Below are 25557 nucleotides of genomic sequence, written 5' to 3' on the forward strand. Positions count from 1 at the left end.
ATTGCTTAAGTATGACGAAATAATAAGATTCTTAAAGAAAAGAAAATTACTAAACAAACATATTGCTGAAATAACCGGATTGTCTATCTCTTATATACAACAAAATTACGGTTTAGATAAATGTTATGTAGCAAAATTTCCTAATAAAAGAGTAATAGAAATAGCCAAATTGTTAATAATAAAAAGAGGTAAAAACTTTTTAGAGGTTCTCAAAATCTTATCGGAATATGACGCAAATATACTATACGAAAGTTTAAGTGATATATTGGACAAGCAATACCTCAACGTTGTTGACATTTTTTTTCAAGACGCTTCAAAACTACTTCAACTGGGGCTTTCTTTACGTCAAGTGTGTAAACTTTTAGAATATGCAAACGATGGATTCACTCCCGATCATTCGAGTTTAAGAAAAACACTCATCAAAAAGGGATTGTATAACCCAAAGATTATTAATTTAAATTCACAAAAAATAACATTGAGAGATAAGAAAAAAATATTGCTTTATATCCAAAGAAATAATCTTAAACTCAGAATAGAAGATTTTATGTTATTGTATTCAAAGTTTTCAGACGTTCATGTTAAAATATTATTCGAATTGCTAGAAAATAGTGAGAATTATGAAATAAAAAAATGTATATGCTGCGGAAAGGAATATTTGTTTAGGGACAAAAAAAACCGTTTATGTTCAAATTGTCGCAACAAGACAAGTTTTGATAACCATTATGGCGTTTTATCAATTTGAGCTGGAAATTTGTTTTTTGGTATTTCAATAATATACTTTCCTTTAATTGAAATTAGTTTCTTAATGGGGAAATCGAAGCATTCATTTAATGAAAATTCTTTTAGCGCTATTTTCTTTAGTGAGCAAATCACCAACGGAAAACGCATTTGTAATGACTGGAAATGATAGACCTTGTCTTCGTTAAAAATAAAAAGCATACCGTCGTATTGATAATGTTTTATATTGCTCAAACCTTTATGCCGTAAATACATATTGTCAGCTATTTGAACATGAAGCGTTTTGCCGTTAATTGTAATAACACCGCTTGAAAACGAAAGATAATTCACAACGCTAGCGATGATTAAAATAATCGTTAAGGTTAACAATACTATTTTTATGTTTTTTAAACTCATGATCTTCTCTAAAATCGAAGTGTTCAACAATAGGAATATCTTTGTTTTTTACAGCCATGCATTTTGGGCAGATATATAGCAATGATAAAATTTTTTTCTTTCTATCTATCACTGCTTTAAAAACAATATAATCCGCATCACATTTTTTACATCTCATACTCTTACAATATTAGAATTTTGTCAAAAAAATAGTGGTTTTTCAAAAATACCACAAACAGACGCCATAAAATTCAATAATTTCTAAAATAGAAAATAACAGAGGTGTAATTATGCCGGTTATAATTATTGAAAAGAACCTTGATTATTACAAATATCATGAGGCAATAAACAACAAAAGCAGACAATTTGTAATTACTGAAGAACAGGTAAATTATCCATCAGTAAATCCTTTTGCAGTTTTGACTGCAAAAACTGATTTAAATGAAAAAACTGAGCCAAAAACAAAAAGCGTGAAAAAACAAAAATTTGAAAGAAAGGAGGTGATAGAAAATATATACTTTGATTTCGATAAATATAATATAAAGCCGGAAGAATATGTAAAACTCAAAAAAATCATCAAAATTCTTAAATCAAGATATTCCAACAAAACAATCAAAGTCATCGGATACACCGACTGGTTTGGAACAGAAAAATATAACGATGAACTTGCGAGAAAACGAGCTTATCAGGTTGCTCTTCATTTGTGGAAAGCTGGGTTGACTGTAAAACCGGAGGGAAAAGGTAAATGTTGCTATAAAACCACACCTAAAAAATCAAGAAGAGTAGAAATTATAGTAGAAAACAAAAAGGAGGTGAATTAACAATGAAAAATTTAAAAAGTTTAGCTAATCAAGTTTATGTTGCGCTCTGCAATCCAAAAGTGCAAGCGCTTTTAATCGTAGCGTTTGTTTTTGCTATTTCCAGCGTTGACGTAATGGCTCAAACAACCGATCCTTGGGACGCTGCATACGGCACAATATCCGATTGGATTAGCGGTAATCTTGGTCTTCTTTTGGCTCTTGTAACATTCATTATTGGTGTTGGTATTTCAATTGCGACAAAATCTCTTGCTACTCTGGGATGGGCAATTGTTCTTGCATTTGTAATTGGTGGTCTTGGCGGTATTGCGAAAAGCTTCTTTAACTTAGGTGGAACTGCCTTTGGGCATTAATAGTTAAAAAGGTGGCGTATGAACAAAGAGGACTACAGGATACCAAAGTATTTAGACTCCCAGCCAGTCATTCTTTTTTGGGAGTTAGATGAATTTATATTGTTTATAATCATAATTTTTGTAAGCATGTTCATACGCCACCAGTTTATAGGTATTGTTATAGCCTTTACGGTTGTTCAGACGTTTAAAAAAATCAAAAAGAAAAAGCATAAAGGGTTTTTGTTCCATATTGGATATAAGCTTGGTCTTGTTCAAATAAAAAACATTCCGCCATATCACATTAAGGAATTTGGAGATTAATATGAGTTTTGTAGAACAGTGGGAAAACGTTAAAAAAAGTAAAAGCTTACTAACTTATGTTGCAGTAGGTTTATTTGTTTTAAATATTTTGCAGTTAGTTTTACTGGGATATGTAAGCACACATAGAAAAACAGTAATACAATTACCTCCCACAAGGCTTGTAGAAAGCGTAAGTTTTGCGTCAAACGAGGCTAATCCGGCGTTTTTCAAGATGTGGGCAAGGTATATTATATCAACGCTTACTAATTATACTCAGGACACGATAGAGGATAATATTTATATTATTTCTCAATATTTACATCCTCAAATTTACAATAAGGTAACCACCGATCTCGAAAAATTAAGAGAGACTGTTAAAGAAAACAGAATAAGTCAGGCTTTTTTTCCAGATTGGAAAAGAGCCGAATATGATTATCGTGGAAAATACGCTCTTGTCAGGGTTTTTGGCAAGGGTTTGAAATACATAGGCTTCAAGAAAGATGAAATTAAGGAAGGTTATGAATTAAAAATGATGATCGAAGACGGTCATTTATACATCATTGGGATTTCTAAAATTCACGATAAAAATCAAGCTCCTAAACAAGGTAAGGAGGAAATAGATGAAGCGATTAATCATAAGCATATTAATGATTAGTTTTGCAATATCTGCATATGCTGGAGTAATAAAGAAAGATATCCGAGAGCTTTTGGGCAATAAATTTATTAATGTATCAATTAAAGACATTAATCTTTTGAGATTTCCGTATCAGGTTAAAGAGGTTCAATCGAGCAAAGATTTATCCATGAATATTAGAGGTAAAAATGTGTTTGTTAAATTGATTGAAAAAGTGCCAACCGAATTGTTTGTTATGCTAAATGATCCGGATGAAACAACAATTAATATTATCTTGAACCCGAAGAACATCCCATCACAAACAATAGAGTTTACTGACAAAACAGCAGAGATGAAAAAAGTCTATGAAGAAGAAAAATCAATGCCCTATGAAAAAGCGATAAGGAACATTATCGTGTCAATTTCTAAAACAGGAAAAGTAAAAGGCTATTCTGTTTTAGAAGCGGATAATGAAACAATCAAAACTAACGAGCTGGAATTAACAAAACTTAGGACATATCAAGGATATAAATACAACGCTGAGGTGTGGAAAGTTAAAAACATATCGGACAGAGCTTTATATTTAGAAGAGCCGTTCTTTTACATGATTGGGATGAGGGCAATCAGTATTGAAAAGCATAATCTTGCTCAAGGCGAAGAAACCTTACTTTATATTGTGAGGTGATAAATGGTTGATAAAATTAAGAATATATTCAAAAAAGATGATTTGGTAACTAATGAGGATATTTTGAATAGAAAGAGAATGTATATAGGATTAGGCGCTATAGTTCTTGTTTTAGGTATTATTGCATATAGTTATTTTAGTTATGCCAACAAAGTAAAAGAATATGCGAAGAAAAATAAAATTGTTCGCAAAGACTCTATAATAACTGACGAAGATAAGCAAAACTCTTGGAAGGTTTATATTGAGTCCGAACTCGAAAGGCTCAAAAGAGAAAATGAGCAATTAAAAAAGACTATTGAAGAACAAAAAAGTATTATAGCAAAAACTGAAAAAGAAAATAAAAATGCAAATGAAGAAAAAACACAAAAGGTAGTTATAAAGAAAGAAGATGCCGAGCAAATAAAGAAAGAAGTATTAAAAAAGTATAAAGATGAGAAAAAAGTAGAACCAAAAACTGCAAAGTTTGACTTAAATTTGCTCCCCCCTCCCCCTCAACCCAATAATAGAGATGTAAACTCTAATGTGCGTAAAACAAATTTTGTAAGCTATAACAATAAAACAGTAAGAAATACAAGATCAGGAAGCAATAGTCAAAACGTAGGTATTAGAGTTTATAAACCTGCGGAAGAACCCAAAACAGTAAAAGAGGAAAAACCTAAAAAGAGTATTTATATCCCATCAGGTAGTTTTTTTGAGGGCATATTATTAACTGGACTTGATGCTCCAACTATGCAAGCAGGAACAAATAATCCTCAACCCACTTTAATCAACGTAAACAAAGATGCAATATTACCAAACAACTACTCGACTGACATTGTAGATTGTTTTCTATTAGGTAGCGGATATGGCGATCTTTCAAGCGAAAGGGCTTATATCAGATTAGTAAAACTTTCATGTATAGATAAAAATAAGCAGGTAATTGATACTGATATTACAGGATGGGTAATAGGAGAAGATGGAAAGGTTGGTGTGAGAGGCAGACTTGTGTCAAAACAAGGTTCTTTGCTTGCAAAGGCACTGTTGGCTGGGTTTGCTGAAGGAGTATCTAAAGCGTTTACAAATTCTGCAAGCAATATAAGCGTAACTCCAGAGGGTTCGGTAAGCACTATTGATCCTAACAAAACGTTTCAAGCCGCCGCATATACCGGTATAGGCGAAGCTATGAAACGTTTAGAAGATTTTTATATGAAAATGGCTGAAAGTATGTTCCCCGTGATTGAAGTTGGAGCAGGTAGAACAGTAACGGTAGTTATTAAAGACGGAAAAGAGTTAATTTTAGATAAGAAGAAAATAGTCCAAACAATAAATGACGAGGAGGTAGAATAATGAAAAAGAGCGTTTTTATAGCGTTATTTTTAATAATTTCAACAATGGCTTTTGCGAGAAATGTAAAAATAACAAAAACGGATTTTGACCATAGCAAATATGAGTTAATTACGATGGCTTATAGTTATAGGACTCAACCGCTCTATATGGATATCGATATCGGTATTAGAGAACTGTTAAAGACAACAAAAGATATGTGTTTTAAGCTTTCTAACTGTGTTGGTATATATAACTTCGAAATGAACATGTCAGCATCACAAGGCGGTAGGGTTTTTTACGCTACGTTTGATCTTGTTAGGAGAAAGAAATGAGAAGAGTTGCAATAATACTGTTTATAGGTATTTCAGTAATGTTTTCAGGTTGCGCAAAGGTGCTTAGCCCCGGCGCAACAGAATTTAAATGTCCAGCGAAGGGAACAGGTGTATGCGCCGACGTAACTACTGTGTATCAAAACAGACATAATATAGAGTCTTTAAAGTTTAAAGAGTTACCAGATAAAGATACATATATTGAAGAAAAATGCGGATTTTTAAAGAATACGAGCGAAAGCGAAGGGAATTTTGAGTATAATGACTGCGTTTATAGGGCAAGTAAAGAATATGACAAATTGAAAAAGCAAATAAAATCTAGCCTCCAAAAAAAGAGTATCACTACAGGTATCGGCAACAAAGCTTTATACAAGGCCTTAAGAGCAGACGAAGGAATACCTTTAAGACAACCTGACGAAGTTATCAGTATCTGGATCGCTCCTTATAAGAATGATTCTGGTGATTTAGTGTATAGTCATTACATATATGCGGTTAGAAAGAAAGCTGATTGGTTATTTATACCAGAAAACGAACAGACAAAGATATTAAGGCAAAGCAAACAGTTTAATCCGCTTAAACCATATTTGCCAGAAAGTAAAATCATAAGGTAGGAGCAATTATATGGGATTGGCGGTAAAAAATCTACAGGCAATATTTGAGCGTGGGAGAATAGCGGATTATTTGACTGTATATCACTATATTAAAGACGGTATTTACGCCCTGCGTGATGGCTGGGGATTTTGTATTGAATGCGAACCTATGCCGTTTGCCGGCACAAATACAGCTAAGGCTATAGAGTCGTTATTGACAGCTCCGAGATATTCTGAAAATTGGTATTTAAATATTTTTTTATATGCTTCTCCTTATATAGACGAGGTAATGGATGAATACATTAAAAGAAAAGAAGAAGGAAAAACAAATATCAATGACGATGTCATTCTTGAGCTTTTTAAGCAAAGGCGAAAGTTTTACGAAGAACACACAAAAAAATCATTTTTTGATGAGTTTGACTTTCGTGTTAGGGATTTAAAACTGTTTATTTCGGTGATCATACCATATAAAAACAAGAAACAAACGGCAACCGAAATGGACGTAAAAATTGAGGTTGAAGACGCTATAAAAGCAAAAAACGCTTACTTTGGCGTTTTAAAGTCTGAGGGTTTAGCTCCGAGATTAGTATCACCAGAGCGATATATTGCTATAATGAAGGAGGTTTTGAATCAAGAAAAACCAACCATAAATAACTACAACCCTCATAAAGAAATCAAAGAACAAATAATATATCCTTCGACAAAAATAAAAATAAAAGATAATGGCGATTTACTGATAAACGGTAATCCATTACGCGTATTTTCGGTTAAGACTTACCCAAACGAAATCAATCTTTTTCAATTTAACGAAATAATAGGTTCGTTTGTTGATAATATGAAACAGATTCCTACCGCTTTTGGCTTAGCAATGAACGTTAAGCTGGTCGATCCTGTAAAGAGCAAAGAGAAATTGTTAATGAAATCTAACTTTGTAACGCAGCAGGCGGATGGCAATCCAGTAGCTAAGTATATACCTACGCTTTATATACGCTATCAAAATTATCAGTTAGCTTTGAAATATTTTGAAGAGGACGGCAAGGTATTAACTCCGACACAGCTAGCTTTTTGGGTTGTAGGGGATAATGAGCACCATATAGAATATTTATCTCAGTTTGTCCGCAATCACTGGTCACAGCATAGGTTTGAGCTTACTAAGGAAAGCGACGACACTTCGTTTACCGTATTTTTATCAACCCTTCCAATGCAAATAGATAGTTATTATGATAAGTTTTTACATAGGTTTGAGCCAATGTTTTGTCATAATACGGCTAATTTAGCCCCTATATTTGGCGACTATAAAGGAAACGGATATCCACTTTTAACATTTATCAGTAGGCGTGGACAGATAATGGCTTTTGATCCGTTTGTCTCTGACGGTAATTACAATATTGCGGTGGCCGCAGAGTCAGGTAAAGGAAAGTCTTTTTTTACAAACGAATTAATCACTTCAGTCTTAGGGGAAGGCGGCAAAGTTTTTGTAATTGACGTTGGGCGTTCATATGAAAAGATATGCGAACAATTAGGTGGTGAGTTTATAGAGTTTGATGAAAAGAAGAATATTGTCATTAATCCTTTTACGAACATTAAGACTGATGAGCACGGTAATATAGACAGTTCTGAGTTTGAGTTGCTTGTTCCTTTCATAGGTAATATGTGCGGCATGAATTTAATGGCTTCCACAGAGGAAAAAGATCCTACCAAAAGAGTTCTTGCATCGTTTATTGAACAAGCTTGCAGGCAGGCTTTTCAGGAAAAAAGACATGATGCGACAATTAATGATATTTATGAAATCTTGCAAGAACATTCAGATAATAGAGCAAAGGATATTGCTCAGGCATTGTATCCTTTTTCAATACATGGTCGCTACGGCAAATGGTTAAACGGAAGGGATAACTTTCAGTATCAAAAGGATTTCGTAGTGCTTGAATTGGACTCGCTAGAGCAGAAAGAAGATTTAAAATCATTAATTTTAATGCTGATGATGTTTCGGATCAGTCAGGATATTTTCTTCGATTTTAAACGCAGGAAGATGTTTATCATTGATGAAGCTTGGCAGTTATTAAGGGATAATATCTCGTCAGCTTTTATTGAGAAAGGTTTTAGGCGATTTAGAAAACATAATGCCTCTGCCATGACAGTAACTCAAACAATAAACGACTATTTTACAAACGAAACTACAAAGGCTCTTTTTAATAATGCGGAATGGAAAATATTTTTGGGTCAGAAAAATGAAGCAATTGAACAAGCAAAAGAAGAAAAGAAAATAGTTATGCACGACTACTTTTTTGATTTGCTCAAGACGGTTGATACTGTCAAAGGGAGATATTCGGAGTTGATGATCATCGGTTCTAAAGGTGTTGGTATTGGACGCTTATTAGTCGATAGATTTACGTATTATCTTTATACAACCGACGCTAATGACAAAATGAAAATTGCGCAAATCCAGAATGAATTAGGTTGCAGCTTATCCGAAGCAATTAAGATTCTTGTTGAGAGGGAACATGGTGCGAAAGGTGGAACATTACTGGAAAGGTAAAAGCTACATTTATCTGCTAAGGGATGGAGAAAAAATTTTAAATGCGACAGGCAATGTAATCTCCCGTATAGGAGATATAACGGTACGCAAAGGTTATATAACTGAAAATCAACTCAGGAAGGCTTTAGAAATACAGCAAGAAACTCCATATGTTCGTTTAGGTGAAATCTTAATAAAACAGGGCTACATAAATAAAAGGCAATTAGAAGAAATTATTAACGAGCAAATTAAAGAAGCACAGCAAATTATAGATAGCTGGGTTTATTATAACTATGAGGAGAAAATACTGTAATGTTTAAAGTAGAGCCTGTAGTAAACATTATATCCAACGAAGTTATTGGTTATGAAATATTGTTTAATGGAAGTATTCCAAATGATGTTTTGTTTAAAGAGCCAAGTGTTTATATTGATTTGTTTATATTTGATAAAATCAAAGAATTTTTTTTAGATAAATGTAGTAAACTGGAAAAGAAAATTTTTATAAATATTAATATACAGACACTTTGTTCTGACAGAGAATTATTTTTAAAGATTCCAGAAAATGTTTATTTTGAGGTAATTGAGAATGGAAGAAAATTTAATTTTTATGAAAATTGTTTGAGTAACGAAAAGGATAAAATAGTTATTGATGATTTTGGAACAGGTAATGCAAATATTGATACAATAATAAAATTAAAACCATATGGCGTTAAGTTAGACAGAGTTCTATTAACTTTTTCAGATGTGTTTCTAATCAATTTGTTAGCCGAATTGAATAAGCATTGTCAGATCGTTATTTTTGAGAAAATAGAGACTCAAGAGGAATTAGAAAGAATAAAGAGTCTTGGTTTTCAATTTGCGCAGGGTTATATTTTCTCAAAACTCAGTCGATATAATCAGATTGTTAAAATACCACAAAATCTCACCTTAAAAACAGTATATTAGTTAATAAATATAAATTTGGAGGCAGATATGAATATTGTTGCAGTAGATATAGGATATGGCAGGATAAAACTATATAACAGTAAGATAAAGTTTAGCTATCCGTCATATTTAGTCAAATACACTCCTTCTGATATAAGTTTTTTTGCGACACCAGACTATATAGAAGTTAACGACAATAAATTCTATGTCGGTGAAGACGCTTATACTATGGGTAAATTAATCCCTTTGATAGGAGAAAATTTTCACGGATCAAACGAATGGAAAGCGCTTCTAAGTTATGCTTTATACAGGTATTTTCAAGAAAAAGGTGGTTACAGCGATATTGATTTGCTTATTTTAGGTTTGCCGCTTAATCAATACAATGAGAAAAGAAAACAGAAAATCAAATCTATTAAATCAATAACAGCAAGCGTAAATGACCAGAGTTTTAACGTAAAAGTTAAAGATGTCATTGTGTTGCCTCAAGGCGCCGGGGCGGTAATGTTATATCAGGACAAATATGATTCAATGGCTATAATTGATATCGGCTATTATACGATTGATTTAGCGCTTTTTCTTGATGGAAAATTTGTTTTTAACAGGTCATTATCATTTAATTTTGGCATTCACGAACTATATAAAAACGTTGCAAAGAAAATTAGCAAAAAATTTAACTACCGTCCTGATTATAAAAAGATAGAGGAAATTGTCAAAACAAAGAAAATCAAAATCAAGGGAGCTGAACATAAGGTTGATCATATTATTGACGAATGCAAATTGAATTACTGTTTTGATTTGGTGAATATGATTAAAGATGAGTGGGAAGACAGCCAAAAAGAAGCCGAGAAAATGCTTTTTATTGGCGGTGGAGCTGAAGTTATTAAGAACATGTTACCTGCCGATCCGCAGTTTTTAGTTCCTGAAAATCCGGCTTTTGCAAATGCCATAGGATATATGAAATACGCGGAGGAGTTTTTGAGCGATGGAAAGCAAACAAAAGATAAGAAATATGTGGAGAAAAGGTAAGATTTCAATGGAAATACCATGTTTAAAATGCGGTAAGATATTTGTTAGTAAAGGGGCTCATAACCGATTGTGTAGAGAATGTAAAAGGCAAAATGAAAGGATAATTATTTACGAGATAGGAAAGTTCATTTCTGGAGCAGTAAATGAGTGAGCGCAAATCTTATTCTTTCACGTTATATAAAAACAATGAAAAGGACAAAATTTTAATAAACATGTTGGAGATGATGCCACGAAACATACGTGGCAAATTTATCAGAGGTATGCTTTTAAAAGTGTTGGAAATAGGTGTATTAAATGACACGGATTTTAAAGCACATGATATCAAAAAGACTGAAAGTAAATCTGAAAATACAGAAAAAACCACAAAAATAGAGCCAAAAAGTGATTATGATAATAAAAAGAAGAATCCTTTTGAAGGATTAAAACTATAGAAAAGGAGGTAGACATATGGCTAAAAAAAATAGTATAATTGAGATAGTTCCAAATACCCCGATAACAAGGAAACTTGCAAGCGAAGTGATTAGGACTGACAGTATTCTCAGGAGTGTAAACAACAGGCTGATGGCGGGTCATCTGGATTACGAAATTCATCAAAAGATCATAAGTGAATATCAGGAAATTGTGAACAAGATTACGTCAATGAACAGTGAATTAACAAAGAAATTATTTGCCAAAGGAAAAAAAGAAAAGGAAAAAGTAGTTGAGGCTGATGGCGGGGCAAAAGTAGAGAAAGCGGTGGTGGTTTAGTTATAAATGGTAAAAAGAGGTTGTGTTTATTATCCCATTATTGGCAAGTTATGTATTATGATGGAAAATAGAGTTCGTTCCAGTAAGTTTTTCACTATAAAGAACAATGAACTTGCAGTTAAAAATAATCCTGATTTTAAGTATTATCTGTTAAAGAATGAAGAAATGGTAAAAACATGTGACGAGTGTAAATATCAAAACGATTGTAAGCTTGAAAATTATATAGGAGGTAGAGATGAACAAAAAAGAACTTATTGAAGAAATATCAAAGAAATCAGGGGTAAAAAAATCTGAGGTTGAACTTGTTGTCAATGCTTTTTTTAAAGTAGTAAACGATACTGTCAAAAGAGGCGAACCGGTGAATGTTATAGGTTTTGGCAAGTTTGTTTTAACTGAGAGAGGTGAAAGAAAGGTAAGGAATATAAAAACTGGGGAGGAAATGGTAATACCGGCAAAAAAAATACCAAGATTCGTAGCAGGCAAAAAATTCAAGGAGTTTGCAATTTAGTTGGCATACATCCTCTTCTCCCCCTTGTCCCCCCCAAAAAAAACTTTTTTTGCCGTCTGTGCAATGCAGGCGGCTTTTTTACAAAAAAACGGAGGGTTTTATGAGAAAAGTTGTTTTAACGTTCGTTTTATTTTTAGTGTTTATAAACATTTCATCGGCAAATTGTTTTGATGTAATAAAAAAAAACAATTAAGATAAACTGTAAAGAACAGTATTTATTTTATAGAATATATAATAAACATAAGCCAAAAACAGAGATAAAAAACAAGGTAATTAACGCATTAAGAAAAGCAATAGAAGCTGATGGGCTTGATAGAAATTTTAGTATTAAGTTAATCGCTGCTTGTGAATCAAGTATAAATAGTGTGATAGATTTGGATGATGAAGAAAAATTATTGACAACTTTTATTGATAATTTATTATAGATAATATATAGTTATATTGTTGTTTGAAAACTGAATACAACACCAGCCTGTGTGGGCAGTCCCGTTGGGCAGGGACGGTGCAATATCCCAGCAGGTATGTGTAGCCCGAAAAAAGTGTTACCCTCGCTTCATTATATCTACGTTGACATAACTTAACAAATTTGTTAAGTAAAAGAAATCTCGAAACATTCAAACAATGAAAAGATAAAAAGTAATTTGCCTATTTTTATTATATTTTATTAAACTTTTTAATTATAACTTCTTTAAATTATCTAAAAATTTCCTGAAATTTTCTCAGTATCTTAAAACATTCCTAAAACAATCCAAGAATCTTTTATAAAAAATCCCCGTATACAGTAGTATTGCAACAATAATCACGATCTTTAACAATATTGGTGTATCTATATGTCGTTGCAGTATTTTTGTATGCGAGGGATTTGTTAAAGGGACGGTATTATGACATCTCTGTTAGCTACTTGCTGACAGGGATGAAAAATAATATGTAAATAATCCCCGTCAGGGGGCGGTTATTGTCCCCTGATGGGAATATACGACTGCCTCCTGATGGGAAAAAATAAAAAAGGAGGCAGAGTTATGTTTAAGTTTGTTTCAAAAAAATCAAAAAAAGAAGAATTTGAAAAAGAATATTTCGAGATTCTCAAAGCTTTCAGAACAGACTTTCCCGTTTCTGAAGGCTGGGAAATCAACACATTTAAAACAAAAGACGGTTTAGTAACTACTAAAATCCAGAAGAACGGAAAAATATTTGCTCAGGCAAGTGTTGAGCAAGAGGATGAGAGCCTGACAGACGCTGAAAGGCGTTCAATTATCGAGGCTCTAATAAGATTCGGGATTATTCCTACATAAGAACTAAAATAAGAAAACAACCCCCGCAGGGGGCAGACACTGTCCCCTGCGGGGGGATAGGTCTGCCTCCTGTGAAAAAAAATAAGAAGGAGGCAGAAAATGATAAACGGTTTTGTTGAAACTATTCTTGAAGCTATAATTGATGCAATCAAAACAGGATTTATAATTGGGGTTATATTTTCAGCCCCCCTATTATGGTTATTATTTGAAGCTTCAAAGCTTATTAAATAATAATATTACTAATGGTAATAACCCCCGCAGGGGGAGGCAATTCTCCCTCTGTGGGGATAATTACGCCTCCTTTCTGCGGGATAGGTTGGGTCTTAAAGAAAGGAGGTGAGGAAAATGAATATAATAATACGGTTTTTTATTAAACGTAAGAAACTGCTTACTTCAATAATGATAACATCACATAAAACGGCCGAAACAGCACTATTGGCAGTTATTGCGGACATAGTGGTTAACAAACATTTCGGTTTTTGGTCGGTAGTTGCATTTGTTATTTGTTATCTATTGACGATTTTGTTTGAAAACGTTAAATTTAAATTAGAGGGAGAAAAAAAGGAGGCAAAAAAATGAGTGTTCCAATTTTTCTGATGTTATTAGCATTAGGAACAGGAATTATAGGTCTAACAGCAGGATATTTACTATTGAAAATCAAGGAAAAAGAAATTCAATCTGATCAGAAATAACTAATCTGAAAAAACTAATTGGAGTAATTCACTAATATCTAACTAAAAAAACAGTAAATAAAATAAAATAAAACTAACACCCCGCAGGGGGAGCAGTCTATTTGCGTCCCCTTGCGGGGATAGGACTGCCTCCTTCTGTGGGTAAAAAAGAAGAAGGAGGTAAAACTATGTATTTAAACAAAGTATTAATTGCTGGAAATTTGACAAAAAATCCAGAAATTAAAAACATTTCAAAAAGTAAAGAAGCTTATTATGTTGCCAAGTTTACTGTTGCCATCAACAGAAAATGGAAATCTAAAGATGGTCAAACAAATGAAGAAACTACTTATGTAGGTGTAGAAGCTTTTGGAAGATTGGCGGAATTTGTAGGTGAATATTTCGTTAAAGGAATGCCAATTTTTGTAGAAGGCAGATTAAAATTAGATAGATGGGAAAAAGATGGAATCAAAAACTCAAAATTAAAAGTAATTGCAGATTCAATTCAATTTGCAAGTAAAAAGGAAACCTCGAAAGGTATTTCTGAAACAGAAGAGTTTGAAAGTTCAGATGAATTTGATGAAGATGACATACCATTTTAATCTAAAATAAAACCCCTCCCCGTCGGGGGACTCCAGTATCCCCCGATGGGGGATTACTGCCTCCTTAAAGAGGACTCCCGTGGCGGGAGTGAGTCTCTCGGCGGGAGAAAAAAAACATAAAGGAGGCAGAGTTATGGCAAACGTAGTAAAATTACAAGAAAATGAACTAAAAGAGCAAAAAATAGGCGAAATCCTTGAAAGTATCGTAATTAATGGTGACCTATCGAAGCTATCTCCAAAAGACAAGGTGTTTTATTATAACAAATTCTGCGAATCATTAGGATTGAATCCATTAACTAAACCTTTTCAACTTCTCAAATTACAGGGAAAAGAAGTGCTTTATGCTACTAAAGATGCAACAGAACAATTAAGAAAGAAATATGGTGTATCGGTAAAAGAAATGACAAAAGAAATAATCAATGAAATCTTAGTTGTTACTGTCAAAGTCCAAGATAAAGATGGTAGAGAGGATATAGCAACTGGTGCTGTGCCAATTGGAAATGCAAAAGATGCAGAACTGGCAAATCTAATAATGAAGGCTGAGACTAAAGCAAAGAGGAGAGCGACTTTATCGATTTGTGGACTTGGAATATTAGACGAATCAGAATTAGACACATTGAACAACTATGAGAAAGTGGATATCAATTCTGTCGAAAAAGAAGAAATAGAAAGTAAACTTGAAAATGAAATTAAAGCACTCGAACAACTTGGTCTTAAAGGAGCTTACAAAGACGGATATATTGGAATAATTGAAGGAGACACATTTAAGCATAAAAACATACTGAAAAATATGGGTTATAAAATTAACTCGAAAACAAACAAATGGTATAAAAAAATCGTATAAATTAAAAATATCCCCCCGCAGGGGGCAGATACTGTCCCCTGCGAGGGGATAAGTCTGCCTCCTGCAAGAAAAATTATAAGGAGGCAGAAATGAATAAAGAAATCATAAGCAACTTAATTAAACAAAAACTTCCAATTATAAACAAAAAAATGTCGGATGCCCAATTTGGTAAAAGAAACTATATAGGTGCTTCTGATATAAGTAAATGTGAAAGGCAATTCATATTATCAAAATTAAGTCCTCAGGAATTTAGTACGAATACATTGATCCAATTTTATAGAGGGCATATTGCTGAAATGTTATTAAAGGATGTTTTTAATGAAACACAATACAAATACAAGTATCAAGAACAAATTGAATACAACGAATTTTTTAAAGCAACAATAGACTTTATGTTTTACACTAAAGATTATTCCAAAATTGGAATAGTCGAGTGTAAAACTGTATCATCGATACCAGAAAAGCCCCATGAAAATTGGATTTTACAATTGCAAGCTCAAATGGGAATTGTAAAGCAAAAGTATCCAAATGCAGAAATTAAAGGGAGCATACTCTGTTTAAATCTAAATACAGGAGAGTTGAGAGAGTTTAACTCATTTGAACCAAATGAAATTCTATTTAAAACAATCGTTGAAAAAGCTGAACGACTGTGGAGACTATGGCAAAACAAAGATATTGAGAATGCAAAACCTGAAAAAAGTGTACTTTGCGGATATTGCCAATACAGATCCGATTGCCCAGCATTTAAAAAGGACAATACAGATGATATTCCTTCTGATATTGAGGAGCTTGCTTTAGAATATATTGAGTTAAGAAACAAAAAAGAAGAGATAGAAAAAAAAGAGAAATATATTAAACAAAAAATATTTACTTTTGCCAACAACGAAAATTTTCATGCAGAAACTAAAAAAATAATCGTTAAAGTAATTAAATCTACTGATAGCTGGCGAGTAGATAGCAAAAAATTGCAAAAAGAATACCCTGAAATATACGAAAAATGCAAAAAATTAGTCAAAGGAAGTTTAAGACTACAAATTTCTGAAAAGAAACAATAATAACCCACCCCCATCGGGGGCAGGCGACTGTCCCCGATGAGGGGATTAATGCCTGCTCCCGATAGAAAAACTGAAGGAGGCAGGCTATGGTAAAGGTGGAATACCAAAAATCAGAACATCCTGTAAAAATAGAAAAAATAGAATTTGAAGATGTTGCTGTAAAAAATATTTTAAACTTTTTGAACAAATTAGGCTTGCGACTAAAAATTTACTACAAACCACATAGTTTGTATGAAACCTATGAAGTGTCAAATGAAAAAAATAAGATCATTTTTATAGGAAACTACCGAAGTTTCTTTCGGTGGTTAGTATCGATTTCAGAAATTTATCAAAAATTGTTTGTTGAAGAACTCTATTATGAAGTCCTCAAGGAAAGCGGAAGATTGAATTAGAGGTGCGATAATGAATAAATAAAAAAATAATAAACCCACCCCGACAGGGGGTAGTCGTTATCCCCTGTCGGGGGATTACTGCGACTGCCTCCTGTCCTTCTTTGGGTGGGCAAAAAAAAGGATAAGGAGGTAGAGATGGCAGTATTAGTTTTAACTGAGCAAGAAAAATTTGTATTTAATAACGTTAAAGAATTTTGCAAATATTCCAAAGAAATAGTAAGGAAATACGGTAAAATTAAAGAAATTATAACAAACTACTCCCCCAAAACTCCAGCAGGTAGCTGTCCAGAATGCGGTTCATCCCTTGTGTTTGAGGAAGGCTGTAAAAAATGCCATAGCTGTGGATATTCAGCCTGCGGTTAGGGAGGGGGAGATGATACTCGAAAGACTACTTAAAAAGAGTTTGGAAAATCCTGTACTGGTAGAAAAATACATCAAATTTGTTGAAATTTACGAAAAGGTAAAGGAAAAAGGGATACAGGTGGACTTCAATCTGTATCAACTGGTGTGCTGGTTCGAAAGAGTTCAAATTCTCAGAGAGGAAGCTGACGGAAGTTTGGTTGAACACCACACATATTGTTACGGGTGTCCAAAGAAAAAACACAGGAATATACAGAAATGTTTTGAAATAGATAATAATTATAGAAATTAAAAATATCCCCAGCAGGGGGCAGTATCCCCCTGCTGAGGGATTATTGCCTCCTGTTGGGGAAAATAAAAAAAGGAGGCAGAAAATGATTTTGAAAGAATATAAAAGAAAATCAATATCAAAACCTGAAGACGTAGCTAAGATTTTACAAGCAATTTTATGTTCAGAACATGAAATCGATCAAGACAAAGAGCATTTCTGGTGTATAGGATTAAACACCAGAAATATCATTAAATATATTGAGTTAGTTACTTTAGGAACACTTGACATGACTATAGTTGAGCCAAGAGAAGTGTTTAGGCTCGCTATAATAAAGGGAGTTAAATCTCTAATATTAGCGCATAATCACCCGTCAGGTGCGTTAAGGTTTAGTGATAATGACATAGCGGTTACTGAGAGACTTATTAAAAGTGGAGATATATTAGGTATTAAAATATTAGATCATATCCTCATAACTAAAGATGATTACATATCAATGAAAAGTGATGGTTTGTTATAAAAAAGGGGGTAGATATGGAAAAAATAATAAAAATTACCCCTCAAAAGTATTATAGAGAAATAATATGTGATTGTTGCAATAAACCATTATATCTTCCTGATTTTGAAGAAGAAAAAGAATGGGAAGATTTTTATGGAACATTTTGGATCGAACCGGATAATGTGTGGTTTGAAAAGTGTATATGCGAAGATTGTCGAAGAAAATACTGGAAAAATTTTAAAATAGAACATGATGACAAACTGTTGAATTTTGCCAATAAGGTTCTGATAGAATCAATATAAAAACCTCCCGTCCTTGAGAAAGGGCGGGTGACCCATAGAGGGCACGGTAACCAAAATGGCTGTGGGGGTAGCCATTGGGAGAATTGTCTGCCTCCGTTCTCCCTGCCGTGCCTTTTATGGGTTGCCCGCCCAAAAAAGGACAGGAGGTGAAAAATGATAAGATTTGAAATACCACAAATCAAAAAAGTATTCATAGTCTCAGCCGAAACATGGCTAAATTTACCACAAAAAATTAAAAAACATGCAGTTATAATAATAGACACTCCAGTAACAGTAATGGGGGTGTCTAATGTATAGAGCAAATGAAATATCAAAACTGATGGATAAGATTTGGAATTCGACAAAAAAATACAAAGATGTAAAAAAGAGAAAAAAGATTTATGTTCAACAATTATTAAAGAGACTTGAAGTAAATATACCTTCCGTCGAATATTAGACGGAAGCGCCTCTTGCAGTATACAGCAAGGGGAAACGTCCCGCAAAAGAGCCCGCTGCCGTTTGGTGGCGGGCTTTTTTGTTTTTATAGAAAATACCACACTTTTAATCATTTCTTTTACCTATATTGATTGTCAGTAAAAAATAGAAGGAGGTAGGAATAATGAAAACAAAAAAAGGAATTATTAGGGTAGTATTTGCTATCTTAGTTTTAAGTTTAACGTTATCTATTTTTGCTGGAACAGGGTTCGCTCAAACAAAGAAATTTTCAAAGACTGCTAAAACAGTTAAAAAAATTGTAGAAAAACGCATAAGAGGTAAAGCTAAAGTAACACTGCTTGATGAAGTTGATCCTAAAGTCATTGATGGTTTCAAGTATATCAAGTTGAATATTATCACTGATGCAGATAACAAAACTTTCGGATTTTACACAAACGGCAAGTATATTATTACAGGTTTAGCCGATTTAAAGACTGGCGAAAACGTAATTAATTATATCAGAGCAATAAGCGATACTGTAAACGTAGAAATAAGAAGCGATGAGTTAATATATGGCAATGTTAACGCTCCTGTAAAAATTGTTGTATTTAGCGACTTTGAATGTCCATTCTGTAAAAGAGCGTCAAAAGAAATAAAGGGAATCATAAAAAAATACGAAAATAAGGTTGCTATATTCTATAAACATTTTCCTTTATCTTTTCACAAACATGCAGAGTTATTGGCCAAAATTTATGAAGCTGGCAGAAAGCTTGGTTATAAGTGGGATATGTATAGTTACGATTTCAGGAATAAGAATAATGATGAAATATTGAAAATCTTTGAAAATCAACTGCCTAAAAATAAGGTTGTTGAGTTTTACAAATTTTTGAGTTCTCAAGAAGTAATCGACAAAATAGAACGCAACAAAAAAGAGGGACAAGCATTAGGAGTTAAAGGAACACCATATATAATCATAAATAGACATCCAATTAGCGGTTATCAGCCTAATCTGATTCTCAGAATACTTAATATGGAAATTGCTAAACTAAAAAAGAGGTAAAAAAATGTATAGAGTAAAAACAGAAGATAAAAAGTATATTTTAGTTTTTGAAAATATAGTTTCAAAAGACAGCGTATTGTTTCAAATTTACGAACCTAATAGCGGCAAACCTACAAAGAAACTGGTTTTTCAATTGTGGTATGACGATGTTTACGACTTGATGCACATGATGCTGATGAGTAAAACGCCTCTAGCCGATACCGATATTCAAACTTTAAGAGTTACGGAAAATTTAAAACTTAGAGTCTCGGAATCAATATTGGAAATCTTAGATTCTGAAAAGGTGTATTCTCTAAAATTTTCTGCTGGCAAATTCGAATATATTATAGAGGCATTGAAATCAATAACTTTAGGAGCGTTAAATGGTAGCAATTAAATTATCTGATGGAGACTGCTTAATAATAAAAAAAAAGACAAAAACTGTATTGTAAGCTTGGGCAAAAAAGAATCCTTCAACAAAATTAGTCAAACATCTATAGAAAGCATATTCAAGGAAGTTTTTATGAGCGATTTTGCATCAAAGCTACTTAAAGACGCCGTATTGACTCTAACAAAAACAGAGAAAAAAACCGCTGTTCCTATAGCTGAAATACTGAACCTTATATCAATTCGGCTTGGAAAATTTAACAGTAAGGTTGCAACTGTTATTTGCTAAGAATTTGAGCATTTTTGTAAAAATTATATGAAAAGAAGGAGTAAAGCATGCTAGCAAAGAATTATTATTTTACGCCTTTTATCATTGAATTCATACTAGGATGCACGGTTCTCTATTTTAGAAATTATTTACTATTGGGCGATAAGATAGGAGTTTTAACAGGAGTGTTAATTATACTCCTGTCCTTTACAAGATTATATAGGTATATGGAGCGTTCTTCCTTCCTAAAGCAAATGAGCAAAAACAATATACTAACTGTCAGTTTACAAAAAGGAAAAATACCGAAAGATAAAGTGTTTATCGGTAAAGGATTTGTTTGGCAAAACGATCATGTTCAAAAAATGTATGACCTAAAAAACATGAACAGGCTTGATGATTTTTTGGACTTTAATAGCGACGGACTAACATTGATACATGGAGTTGGTAAAAAAGAGGAAAAAAACGTTTATATCCCAACTAAAGAGTTAAACACGCATACGGCAATTGTGGGAACAACCGGCGTAGGTAAAACAAGAGCTTTAGAGTTACTTATTGGTCAGGCTGTTCTTAGGGATGAACCTGTTGTTATAATTGATCCAAAGGGCGATAATCAGCTTGTTGATAGAGTATATGATATATGCGTTAAGGCTGGTAGGAAAAATGATTTTATGTTCTTTTCTCTTGCACATCCTAAAAGCAGTAGCACATATAACCCTCTTGAAAATTTTTCAAAGCCCACAGATATAGCGTCAAGAATAAGGTCCATAATGGATATAGGCGAAGAACCTTTTTATGCTGATTTTGCATGGAATTTGATACTGGGAATTACATCAGCCCTTTTATCTCTTGATGAAAAACCAACTATCAGGTCAATACATAGATATTCTCTTATTGATTTTGAAGAATTGATGACAAAGTTTACAAAAAGATACAATGAAGCAAAAATGAATAATGATGAAGCAATAGTAACAAAACTTGAGCCTGCATTAAAATACCTTAAAAAGATTGAAAGTCATCCGAGAGATCACTTTGCTAAAGTAACAGCTTCACTCGAGCCCGTTTTAGCTTCTTTGAGTCACGGTGAAGTTGGAGATTTGTTATCGACAATACCATCGGATATAACATTTGAGAAAGTTATTAATAAAAACAGAGTGGTTTATTTCTATTTAAGTTCCATGATTGACAATCAGGTAGCGAGAAATGTCGGCCGAATGGCTTTGCAGGATTTACTATTTTATGTTGGTTCAATATATGCTCACTATCCTGATGTTGAGTTTCCTTTAAATGTATTCGTAGATGAATTTTACAATGTAATTTTCGATGGATATGTAGATTTACTAAACAAAGCTCGTGGAGCAGGCGTCAGAGTAACTCTTGCCATGCAAACAAGCAAAGACGTTGAAAGTGTTGTTAGCGAACCAAAGGCAATGCAGATACTTGCTAACACAAACAATAAAATTTTCTTCAGAGTGCCGGAAATAGAGGTTGCCAAACTGTTTTCGGAGATGTTTGGCAAAACTGTTATCAAAGAAAGAATGAAAACAATAAGTGTAAGTCCAGATGTGGGCGACAACGGAATATATTATGGAACAAATGCAGGCGAAAGGTTAATAAATAAAGAAGTAGAGTTAGTAGAACCCCAGTTGCTTACGTCACTACCAAAAGGCGAAGTGTTTATGTATACTCAAGGAAGACTCCCTTACAAGGTTAGAATACCTTTAATATCAGACAAGATAGAGCATAAGTTTATGGATAAAGTAATAGAAATTAACAGGGGGTTGGAATATGTCTGAAATAGCAACAATAAGTAATTTTAGGTATTGGGTTGTATTTTTGCTGCTTGTCACAATAGCAGGCGAATTTTTTATATTTCAATACAAGCTTAATCAAAATCCCAACTATCAATGGAACTTGCTGGTAAAGGAGCAAGAGAATTTTAAAATGGTTGCAGACAGAGAAGATATTGAAGCAATTATAAACGTGATCAACAATGTAGATAATTTTATGAAGGGAGCTTTAAGGAGAGCGTATTCTGGTATAGAAAGTTGGTTTAAGCCTATGATGCAGTTAGTAATAATAAGGGGTTACATGTATAAATTTATGTTGCCGCTGTTTGTTATAGCCGTAATAATTGGTTTTGTGGAAGGTAAGATCAGGTATCAGAGGAAGGAAGAGGAGTTTGGTATAGTGAGCGCTTTAGGTTTTCATTGGGTTAAGAATTTGGCGTTATCGGCGAAGTTGTTGTTTATATTCGGTTATTTATTTTCGCCGCTTCCTATTAATCCATTTTTGTTTATTTATGGAGTGCCTGCCATATCGTTTTTAATAATCTTTTTTATGAGGTCGAATATACCACTTGGGAAATTGTAAAACTGTAGTTATCTCAGGTTTTGTTATAATAAAGTACTTATATTAGTTTCCCAAGTATTTTTAAATTCAATTCTAAAGCGTTAAAATAAAAATGTGCATATTTAGTAATAAAAGAAATTTTCATGGTCTCAAAAAAATTACTATACCATTTTTTCTTAAAACCATGTTTTATGTTATTTATATTAAGACATTTTCTTCATTCTTACAAAACATCCGTTTTGCATTAAGACAGGTTCCTTTAAAACTACAATTTATGAGTTTTGATGGAAACTTGAACTTCGAGAAAATTTTTTCATAAACAACAACATGTAACTTTTGATATGCATACATAAATTAAACTAGCAATAAAAAATGAGATGTTTCCAAAAAATTATGTTTGACATCTTTTGAAAAAATAGAATATTATAACAAATAGAATTCATACTTACACAGTATAATATTTGTGAGGTATTATATGAAATTTAAAACAAAAATATTTCTAATAGTATTTTTCGCTGTATTTCTTTCTACATTGTCAATTTCAATATTTTTTTATATTGATAATAAACGCACTTTCAATAAACAAATAAAAGATTATGAGATAAATGAGATAGAACATATAAAAAAGACTCTCAGAGATCATATTGAATCTGCTTATCATTTTGCATATACAACTTATAGAGAATCTACTAATAAAAAATACATTGAAAAATACTATGGTACGCGTTTAAAAAATATCATAGAAATGGCATACCATATTTTGGAAACTGAGTATAATAAATATAGAAAAGGAGAAGTTACAGAAAATGTAGCAAAAGAAAGAGCTAAAAAGTTAATAAAAACATTACGTTATGATGAAGGTGTTGGATATATATGGATAAACAATGATGAACTACCCTTTCCAAAAATGATTATGCATCCTATTGTTCCATCTTTAGATGGAAAGATTTTAAATAATCCTAAGTATAACGTAGCTTTGGGTAAAGGTGAAAACCTTTTTGTTGCAATGGTTAAAGTTTGTAGAGAAAAAGGTGAAGGGTTTGTTGATTACCTTTGGCCAAAACCTGGCAACACAGATCCTCAACCAAAGCTTTCTTACGTAAAGCTATTTAAGCCTTGGGGATGGATATTAGGTACTGGAGTTTATATAGATGATGTTATCCAAAAAACTAAAAAACAAATATTAGAGTATATCGCAAAAATGCGTTATGATAGAGGTAGAGGATACTTTTTTGTATTAAATGATGAATTACCTGTACCAAAAGTTGTCATGCATCCTATCTTACCTCAAATTGTAGGTAAAAGACTTACTGCTGAAAAATTTAATGTAGCAGAAGGCGGGAAAAATGTTTTTACTGCAATTGTAGAATCAACAATGAATGGGAAAAATGGTTTTGTAAAATACAAGTGGCCAAAACCTGGTGAAAAAACACCTGTTGCTAAACTTACTTTTGCTAAAAGAATACCAGAATTAGGATGGGTAATAGCTACAGGAGTATATCTCGATGACATTTATAAAAAAATAACAATTAAAAAAGCTGATGCTTTAAATGATATGAAAAGCGACATGAAAATGGTTATCATCTTTACTATAGTTTTATTGATTATAACAGCTTTTGTCTCTTACTTTGTAGTAATAGGTGTTATAAGTAGATTAAGAAGAGTAACTAATAAACTAGCTGAATTGTCTCAAGGAGAAGGAGACTTGACTAAACAGCTTGATATTAGTGGTAAAGATATTATTGCTGAAGTAGCTCAACATTTTAATAAGTTTATTAATAAGCTAAGAAATATCGTAATAAATATAAAAGAAAAAGAAAAAACACTTGAATCAATTAGTAAATCTTTAGACGAGTATGGAAACCAGTTTACAGCTTCATTTAAAAATCAAAAAGATGCAATAGCCTCTACAGCTTCAGCAATTGAAGAAATGAATACGACTTCACTACATGTTAAAAGTAATGTAGAAGATAATGTTAATAAAACTAGAATTTTGTTTAAAGAAACAGAAAAAGGAACAACTATTGTGAACCAATCTGTGCAATATATGGATACTATTAATGAAAATGTGCAAAAGTTATCAAACGTTATGAATAATCTTGATAAATCATCAGAGGAAATTGTTGAGATTTTAAATGTCATAAATGACATAGCTGACCAAACAAACTTATTAGCTCTCAATGCAGCCATCGAAGCAGCAAGAGCCGGTGAACATGGAAGAGGGTTTGCTGTAGTGGCAGATGAGGTAAGGAAATTAGCAGAAAGAACTCAAAAAGCTATCAAAGAAGTAGAAGAAATTATTATTAAACTAAAAACTGAAACTAAAGAAGCTAATGAGCAAATGGACCTTTCTCTGTCAAGTGTAGAAAAAGGTAAAATTGAGATTTATCATGTAAATGAAATTTTTAAACATTTCTATAATTTAATTATGGATATAAATAATTCCAGTGAAATAATACTTCAATCTATTGATGAACAAACTATTGCTATAGCATCTGTAAACGATTCTATACAATCAGTTATTAATGATATTGATTCGGATACTCAATTACTAGATAAATTAATAGAATCAGTTTTGATAATGAAAGACAACATTAATGAACTACATTCTTTATTATTAAAATTTAAAGTTTAACTATACTAATGTTAACTTTAACTTTTTTATAAAAGATTTTTAAGCTAGCTTAGGGATATCTTATTCTCTTATCTGCTAGATAAACATACTGTATTAATCAATGAATGTGATATTTTTTTGATAATTTAAAACTGACTTGGAATTTTATTAAATATAAGCAAATATTTCTTTTCTCATAGTTAGAACTGTAGCTTTTAAAATACTTAATTTACAAACTAAAATTGAAATTATGCTTGTTTTTTTAATTTAATTTCTTATTTTATAAATATGAGATTATAAAATATAATATAATAGTTATGAGTGAAAACAGAGGGCATGTCTAATTACTTTGATTCTGATACTTTTAAAACAGAAAAGGAAGCTGTTAATTGGTTAGAA

Annotated in this window: 37 protein-coding genes; 35 read left to right on the forward strand and 2 right to left on the reverse strand. The window is 32.4% G+C overall.

Going from position 1 to position 25557, the window contains the following annotated elements:
• Position 1 precedes the first annotated feature (1 nt).
• Complete coding sequence (locus tag OWK30_RS09195; protein ID WP_423325790.1) at positions 2 to 742, forward strand: hypothetical protein; 741 nt, start codon at positions 2 to 4, stop codon at positions 740 to 742.
• Here the strand turns inward: OWK30_RS09195 and OWK30_RS09200 are convergent.
• The gene (locus OWK30_RS09200) at positions 721 to 993 is read right to left on the reverse strand and encodes a hypothetical protein (RefSeq protein ID WP_423325792.1); all 273 of its coding nucleotides are present in this window, start codon (positions 991 to 993) and stop codon (positions 721 to 723) included. The two genes, OWK30_RS09195 and OWK30_RS09200, sit on opposite strands and share 22 nt — an antisense overlap.
• Positions 994 to 1072: 79 nt before the next feature.
• A complete protein-coding gene (locus OWK30_RS09205) occupies positions 1073 to 1291 on the reverse strand; it encodes a hypothetical protein (RefSeq protein WP_423325794.1) in 219 nt (72 codons plus the stop codon).
• 112 nt (positions 1292 to 1403) lie between these two features.
• On the opposite strand from OWK30_RS09205, the gene OWK30_RS09210 reads away from it, so the two are divergent.
• The 34 genes from OWK30_RS09210 to OWK30_RS09375 all read left to right on the forward strand — a co-directional run bounded on the left by OWK30_RS09210 (position 1404) and on the right by OWK30_RS09375 (position 25179).
• Positions 1404 to 1934, forward strand: coding sequence for an OmpA family protein (locus tag OWK30_RS09210; RefSeq protein ID WP_423325796.1), 531 nt, complete (start codon positions 1404 to 1406; stop codon positions 1932 to 1934).
• 2 nt (positions 1935 to 1936) lie between these two features.
• On the forward strand, positions 1937 to 2284 hold the full coding sequence (locus OWK30_RS09215) for a TrbC/VirB2 family protein (protein WP_423325798.1): 348 nt from the start codon (positions 1937 to 1939) through the stop codon (positions 2282 to 2284).
• An 18-nt stretch (positions 2285 to 2302) separates the two neighbouring features.
• Entirely contained in the window at positions 2303 to 2584 is a 282-nt protein-coding gene (traL, locus tag OWK30_RS09220) for a type IV conjugative transfer system protein TraL (protein ID WP_423325800.1), read from the forward strand.
• A 1-nt stretch (position 2585) separates the two neighbouring features.
• Positions 2586 to 3218, forward strand: a complete 633-nt coding sequence (locus OWK30_RS09225) for a TraE/TraK family type IV conjugative transfer system protein (protein WP_423325802.1) — start codon at positions 2586 to 2588, stop codon at positions 3216 to 3218.
• Positions 3184 to 3861 (forward strand): TraK domain-containing protein, encoded by a 678-nt coding sequence (locus OWK30_RS09230; protein WP_423325804.1) that lies wholly within the window; start codon positions 3184 to 3186, stop codon positions 3859 to 3861. Before OWK30_RS09225 ends, OWK30_RS09230 begins: the two co-directional genes overlap by 35 nt.
• A gap of 3 nt (positions 3862 to 3864) precedes the next feature.
• On the forward strand, positions 3865 to 5187 hold the full coding sequence (locus tag OWK30_RS09235; protein ID WP_423325806.1) for a TraB/VirB10 family protein: 1323 nt from the start codon (positions 3865 to 3867) through the stop codon (positions 5185 to 5187).
• Entirely contained in the window at positions 5187 to 5498 is a 312-nt protein-coding gene (locus tag OWK30_RS09240; protein ID WP_423325808.1) for a hypothetical protein, read from the forward strand. The genes OWK30_RS09235 and OWK30_RS09240 overlap by 1 nt, the downstream gene beginning before the upstream one ends.
• On the forward strand, positions 5495 to 6106 hold the full coding sequence (traV, locus tag OWK30_RS09245) for a type IV conjugative transfer system lipoprotein TraV (protein WP_423325810.1): 612 nt from the start codon (positions 5495 to 5497) through the stop codon (positions 6104 to 6106). Before OWK30_RS09240 ends, traV begins: the two co-directional genes overlap by 4 nt.
• Before the next feature lie 10 nt (positions 6107 to 6116).
• A complete protein-coding gene (gene traC, locus OWK30_RS09250; protein WP_423325812.1) occupies positions 6117 to 8621 on the forward strand; it encodes a type IV secretion system protein TraC in 2505 nt (834 codons plus the stop codon).
• Positions 8590 to 8913 (forward strand): cyclic di-GMP-binding domain-containing protein, MshE-related, encoded by a 324-nt coding sequence (locus OWK30_RS09255; RefSeq protein WP_423325814.1) that lies wholly within the window; start codon positions 8590 to 8592, stop codon positions 8911 to 8913. Before traC ends, OWK30_RS09255 begins: the two co-directional genes overlap by 32 nt.
• Entirely contained in the window at positions 8913 to 9545 is a 633-nt protein-coding gene (locus OWK30_RS09260; protein ID WP_423325816.1) for an EAL domain-containing protein, read from the forward strand. Before OWK30_RS09255 ends, OWK30_RS09260 begins: the two co-directional genes overlap by 1 nt.
• 27 nt (positions 9546 to 9572) lie before the next feature.
• On the forward strand, positions 9573 to 10550 hold the full coding sequence (locus OWK30_RS09265; protein WP_423325818.1) for a ParM/StbA family protein: 978 nt from the start codon (positions 9573 to 9575) through the stop codon (positions 10548 to 10550).
• Positions 10551 to 10693: 143 nt separating this feature from the next.
• The gene (locus tag OWK30_RS09270; protein WP_423325820.1) at positions 10694 to 10981 is read left to right on the forward strand and encodes a hypothetical protein; all 288 of its coding nucleotides are present in this window, start codon (positions 10694 to 10696) and stop codon (positions 10979 to 10981) included.
• A gap of 16 nt (positions 10982 to 10997) precedes the next feature.
• Positions 10998 to 11297 (forward strand): hypothetical protein, encoded by a 300-nt coding sequence (locus tag OWK30_RS09275; RefSeq protein ID WP_423325822.1) that lies wholly within the window; start codon positions 10998 to 11000, stop codon positions 11295 to 11297.
• Positions 11298 to 11303: 6 nt separating this feature from the next.
• On the forward strand, positions 11304 to 11555 hold the full coding sequence (locus OWK30_RS09280) for a hypothetical protein (protein ID WP_423325824.1): 252 nt from the start codon (positions 11304 to 11306) through the stop codon (positions 11553 to 11555).
• Entirely contained in the window at positions 11533 to 11805 is a 273-nt protein-coding gene (locus OWK30_RS09285) for an HU family DNA-binding protein (RefSeq protein WP_423325826.1), read from the forward strand. Before OWK30_RS09280 ends, OWK30_RS09285 begins: the two co-directional genes overlap by 23 nt.
• A 965-nt stretch (positions 11806 to 12770) precedes the next feature.
• Positions 12771 to 13097 carry a hypothetical protein gene (locus tag OWK30_RS09290; protein ID WP_423325828.1) on the forward strand — a complete coding sequence of 109 codons (327 nt, stop codon included), beginning with the start codon at positions 12771 to 12773 and terminating at the stop codon, positions 13095 to 13097.
• Between the two features lie 99 nt (positions 13098 to 13196).
• Positions 13197 to 13328, forward strand: coding sequence for a hypothetical protein (locus OWK30_RS09295; protein WP_423325830.1), 132 nt, complete (start codon positions 13197 to 13199; stop codon positions 13326 to 13328).
• Between the two features lie 562 nt (positions 13329 to 13890).
• Positions 13891 to 14367 (forward strand): single-stranded DNA-binding protein, encoded by a 477-nt coding sequence (locus OWK30_RS09300; RefSeq protein WP_423325832.1) that lies wholly within the window; start codon positions 13891 to 13893, stop codon positions 14365 to 14367.
• Positions 14368 to 14500: 133 nt separating this feature from the next.
• The gene (locus tag OWK30_RS09305; RefSeq protein WP_423325834.1) at positions 14501 to 15211 is read left to right on the forward strand and encodes a hypothetical protein; all 711 of its coding nucleotides are present in this window, start codon (positions 14501 to 14503) and stop codon (positions 15209 to 15211) included.
• Between the two features lie 89 nt (positions 15212 to 15300).
• Positions 15301 to 16266, forward strand: a complete 966-nt coding sequence (locus OWK30_RS09310) for a PD-(D/E)XK nuclease family protein (protein WP_423325836.1) — start codon at positions 15301 to 15303, stop codon at positions 16264 to 16266.
• A gap of 86 nt (positions 16267 to 16352) precedes the next feature.
• Complete coding sequence (locus OWK30_RS09315) at positions 16353 to 16658, forward strand: hypothetical protein (RefSeq protein WP_423325838.1); 306 nt, start codon at positions 16353 to 16355, stop codon at positions 16656 to 16658.
• A 135-nt stretch (positions 16659 to 16793) separates the two neighbouring features.
• Entirely contained in the window at positions 16794 to 17021 is a 228-nt protein-coding gene (locus OWK30_RS09320) for a hypothetical protein (RefSeq protein WP_423325840.1), read from the forward strand.
• A gap of 10 nt (positions 17022 to 17031) precedes the next feature.
• A complete protein-coding gene (locus tag OWK30_RS09325) occupies positions 17032 to 17310 on the forward strand; it encodes a hypothetical protein (RefSeq protein ID WP_423325842.1) in 279 nt (92 codons plus the stop codon).
• Between the two features lie 82 nt (positions 17311 to 17392).
• Complete coding sequence (locus OWK30_RS09330; RefSeq protein WP_423325844.1) at positions 17393 to 17806, forward strand: JAB domain-containing protein; 414 nt, start codon at positions 17393 to 17395, stop codon at positions 17804 to 17806.
• A gap of 14 nt (positions 17807 to 17820) precedes the next feature.
• Positions 17821 to 18087: a hypothetical protein gene (locus tag OWK30_RS09335; RefSeq protein WP_423325846.1), complete on the forward strand. Its 267-nt coding sequence runs from the start codon at positions 17821 to 17823 to the stop codon at positions 18085 to 18087.
• 153 nt (positions 18088 to 18240) lie between these two features.
• A complete protein-coding gene (locus tag OWK30_RS09340) occupies positions 18241 to 18384 on the forward strand; it encodes a hypothetical protein (protein WP_423325848.1) in 144 nt (47 codons plus the stop codon).
• Entirely contained in the window at positions 18377 to 18523 is a 147-nt protein-coding gene (locus OWK30_RS09345; protein ID WP_423325850.1) for a hypothetical protein, read from the forward strand. The genes OWK30_RS09340 and OWK30_RS09345 overlap by 8 nt, the downstream gene beginning before the upstream one ends.
• A gap of 162 nt (positions 18524 to 18685) precedes the next feature.
• Positions 18686 to 19561 (forward strand): DsbA family protein, encoded by an 876-nt coding sequence (locus tag OWK30_RS09350; RefSeq protein ID WP_423325851.1) that lies wholly within the window; start codon positions 18686 to 18688, stop codon positions 19559 to 19561.
• 4 nt (positions 19562 to 19565) lie between these two features.
• Entirely contained in the window at positions 19566 to 19937 is a 372-nt protein-coding gene (locus OWK30_RS09355; protein ID WP_423325853.1) for a hypothetical protein, read from the forward strand.
• A gap of 126 nt (positions 19938 to 20063) precedes the next feature.
• Entirely contained in the window at positions 20064 to 20216 is a 153-nt protein-coding gene (locus OWK30_RS09360; protein WP_423325855.1) for a hypothetical protein, read from the forward strand.
• A gap of 233 nt (positions 20217 to 20449) precedes the next feature.
• Complete coding sequence (locus OWK30_RS09365; protein ID WP_423325857.1) at positions 20450 to 21988, forward strand: type IV secretion system DNA-binding domain-containing protein; 1539 nt, start codon at positions 20450 to 20452, stop codon at positions 21986 to 21988.
• On the forward strand, positions 21981 to 22565 hold the full coding sequence (locus tag OWK30_RS09370; RefSeq protein ID WP_423325859.1) for an IncC plasmid conjugative DNA transfer DtrJ family protein: 585 nt from the start codon (positions 21981 to 21983) through the stop codon (positions 22563 to 22565). Before OWK30_RS09365 ends, OWK30_RS09370 begins: the two co-directional genes overlap by 8 nt.
• A gap of 454 nt (positions 22566 to 23019) precedes the next feature.
• A complete protein-coding gene (locus tag OWK30_RS09375; RefSeq protein WP_423325861.1) occupies positions 23020 to 25179 on the forward strand; it encodes a methyl-accepting chemotaxis protein in 2160 nt (719 codons plus the stop codon).
• Positions 25180 to 25557 lie beyond the last annotated feature (378 nt).

The sequence above is a fragment of the Deferribacter abyssi genome, assembly GCF_049472655.1.
In the GTDB taxonomy this organism is placed as follows: domain Bacteria; phylum Chrysiogenota; class Deferribacteres; order Deferribacterales; family Deferribacteraceae; genus Deferribacter; species Deferribacter abyssi.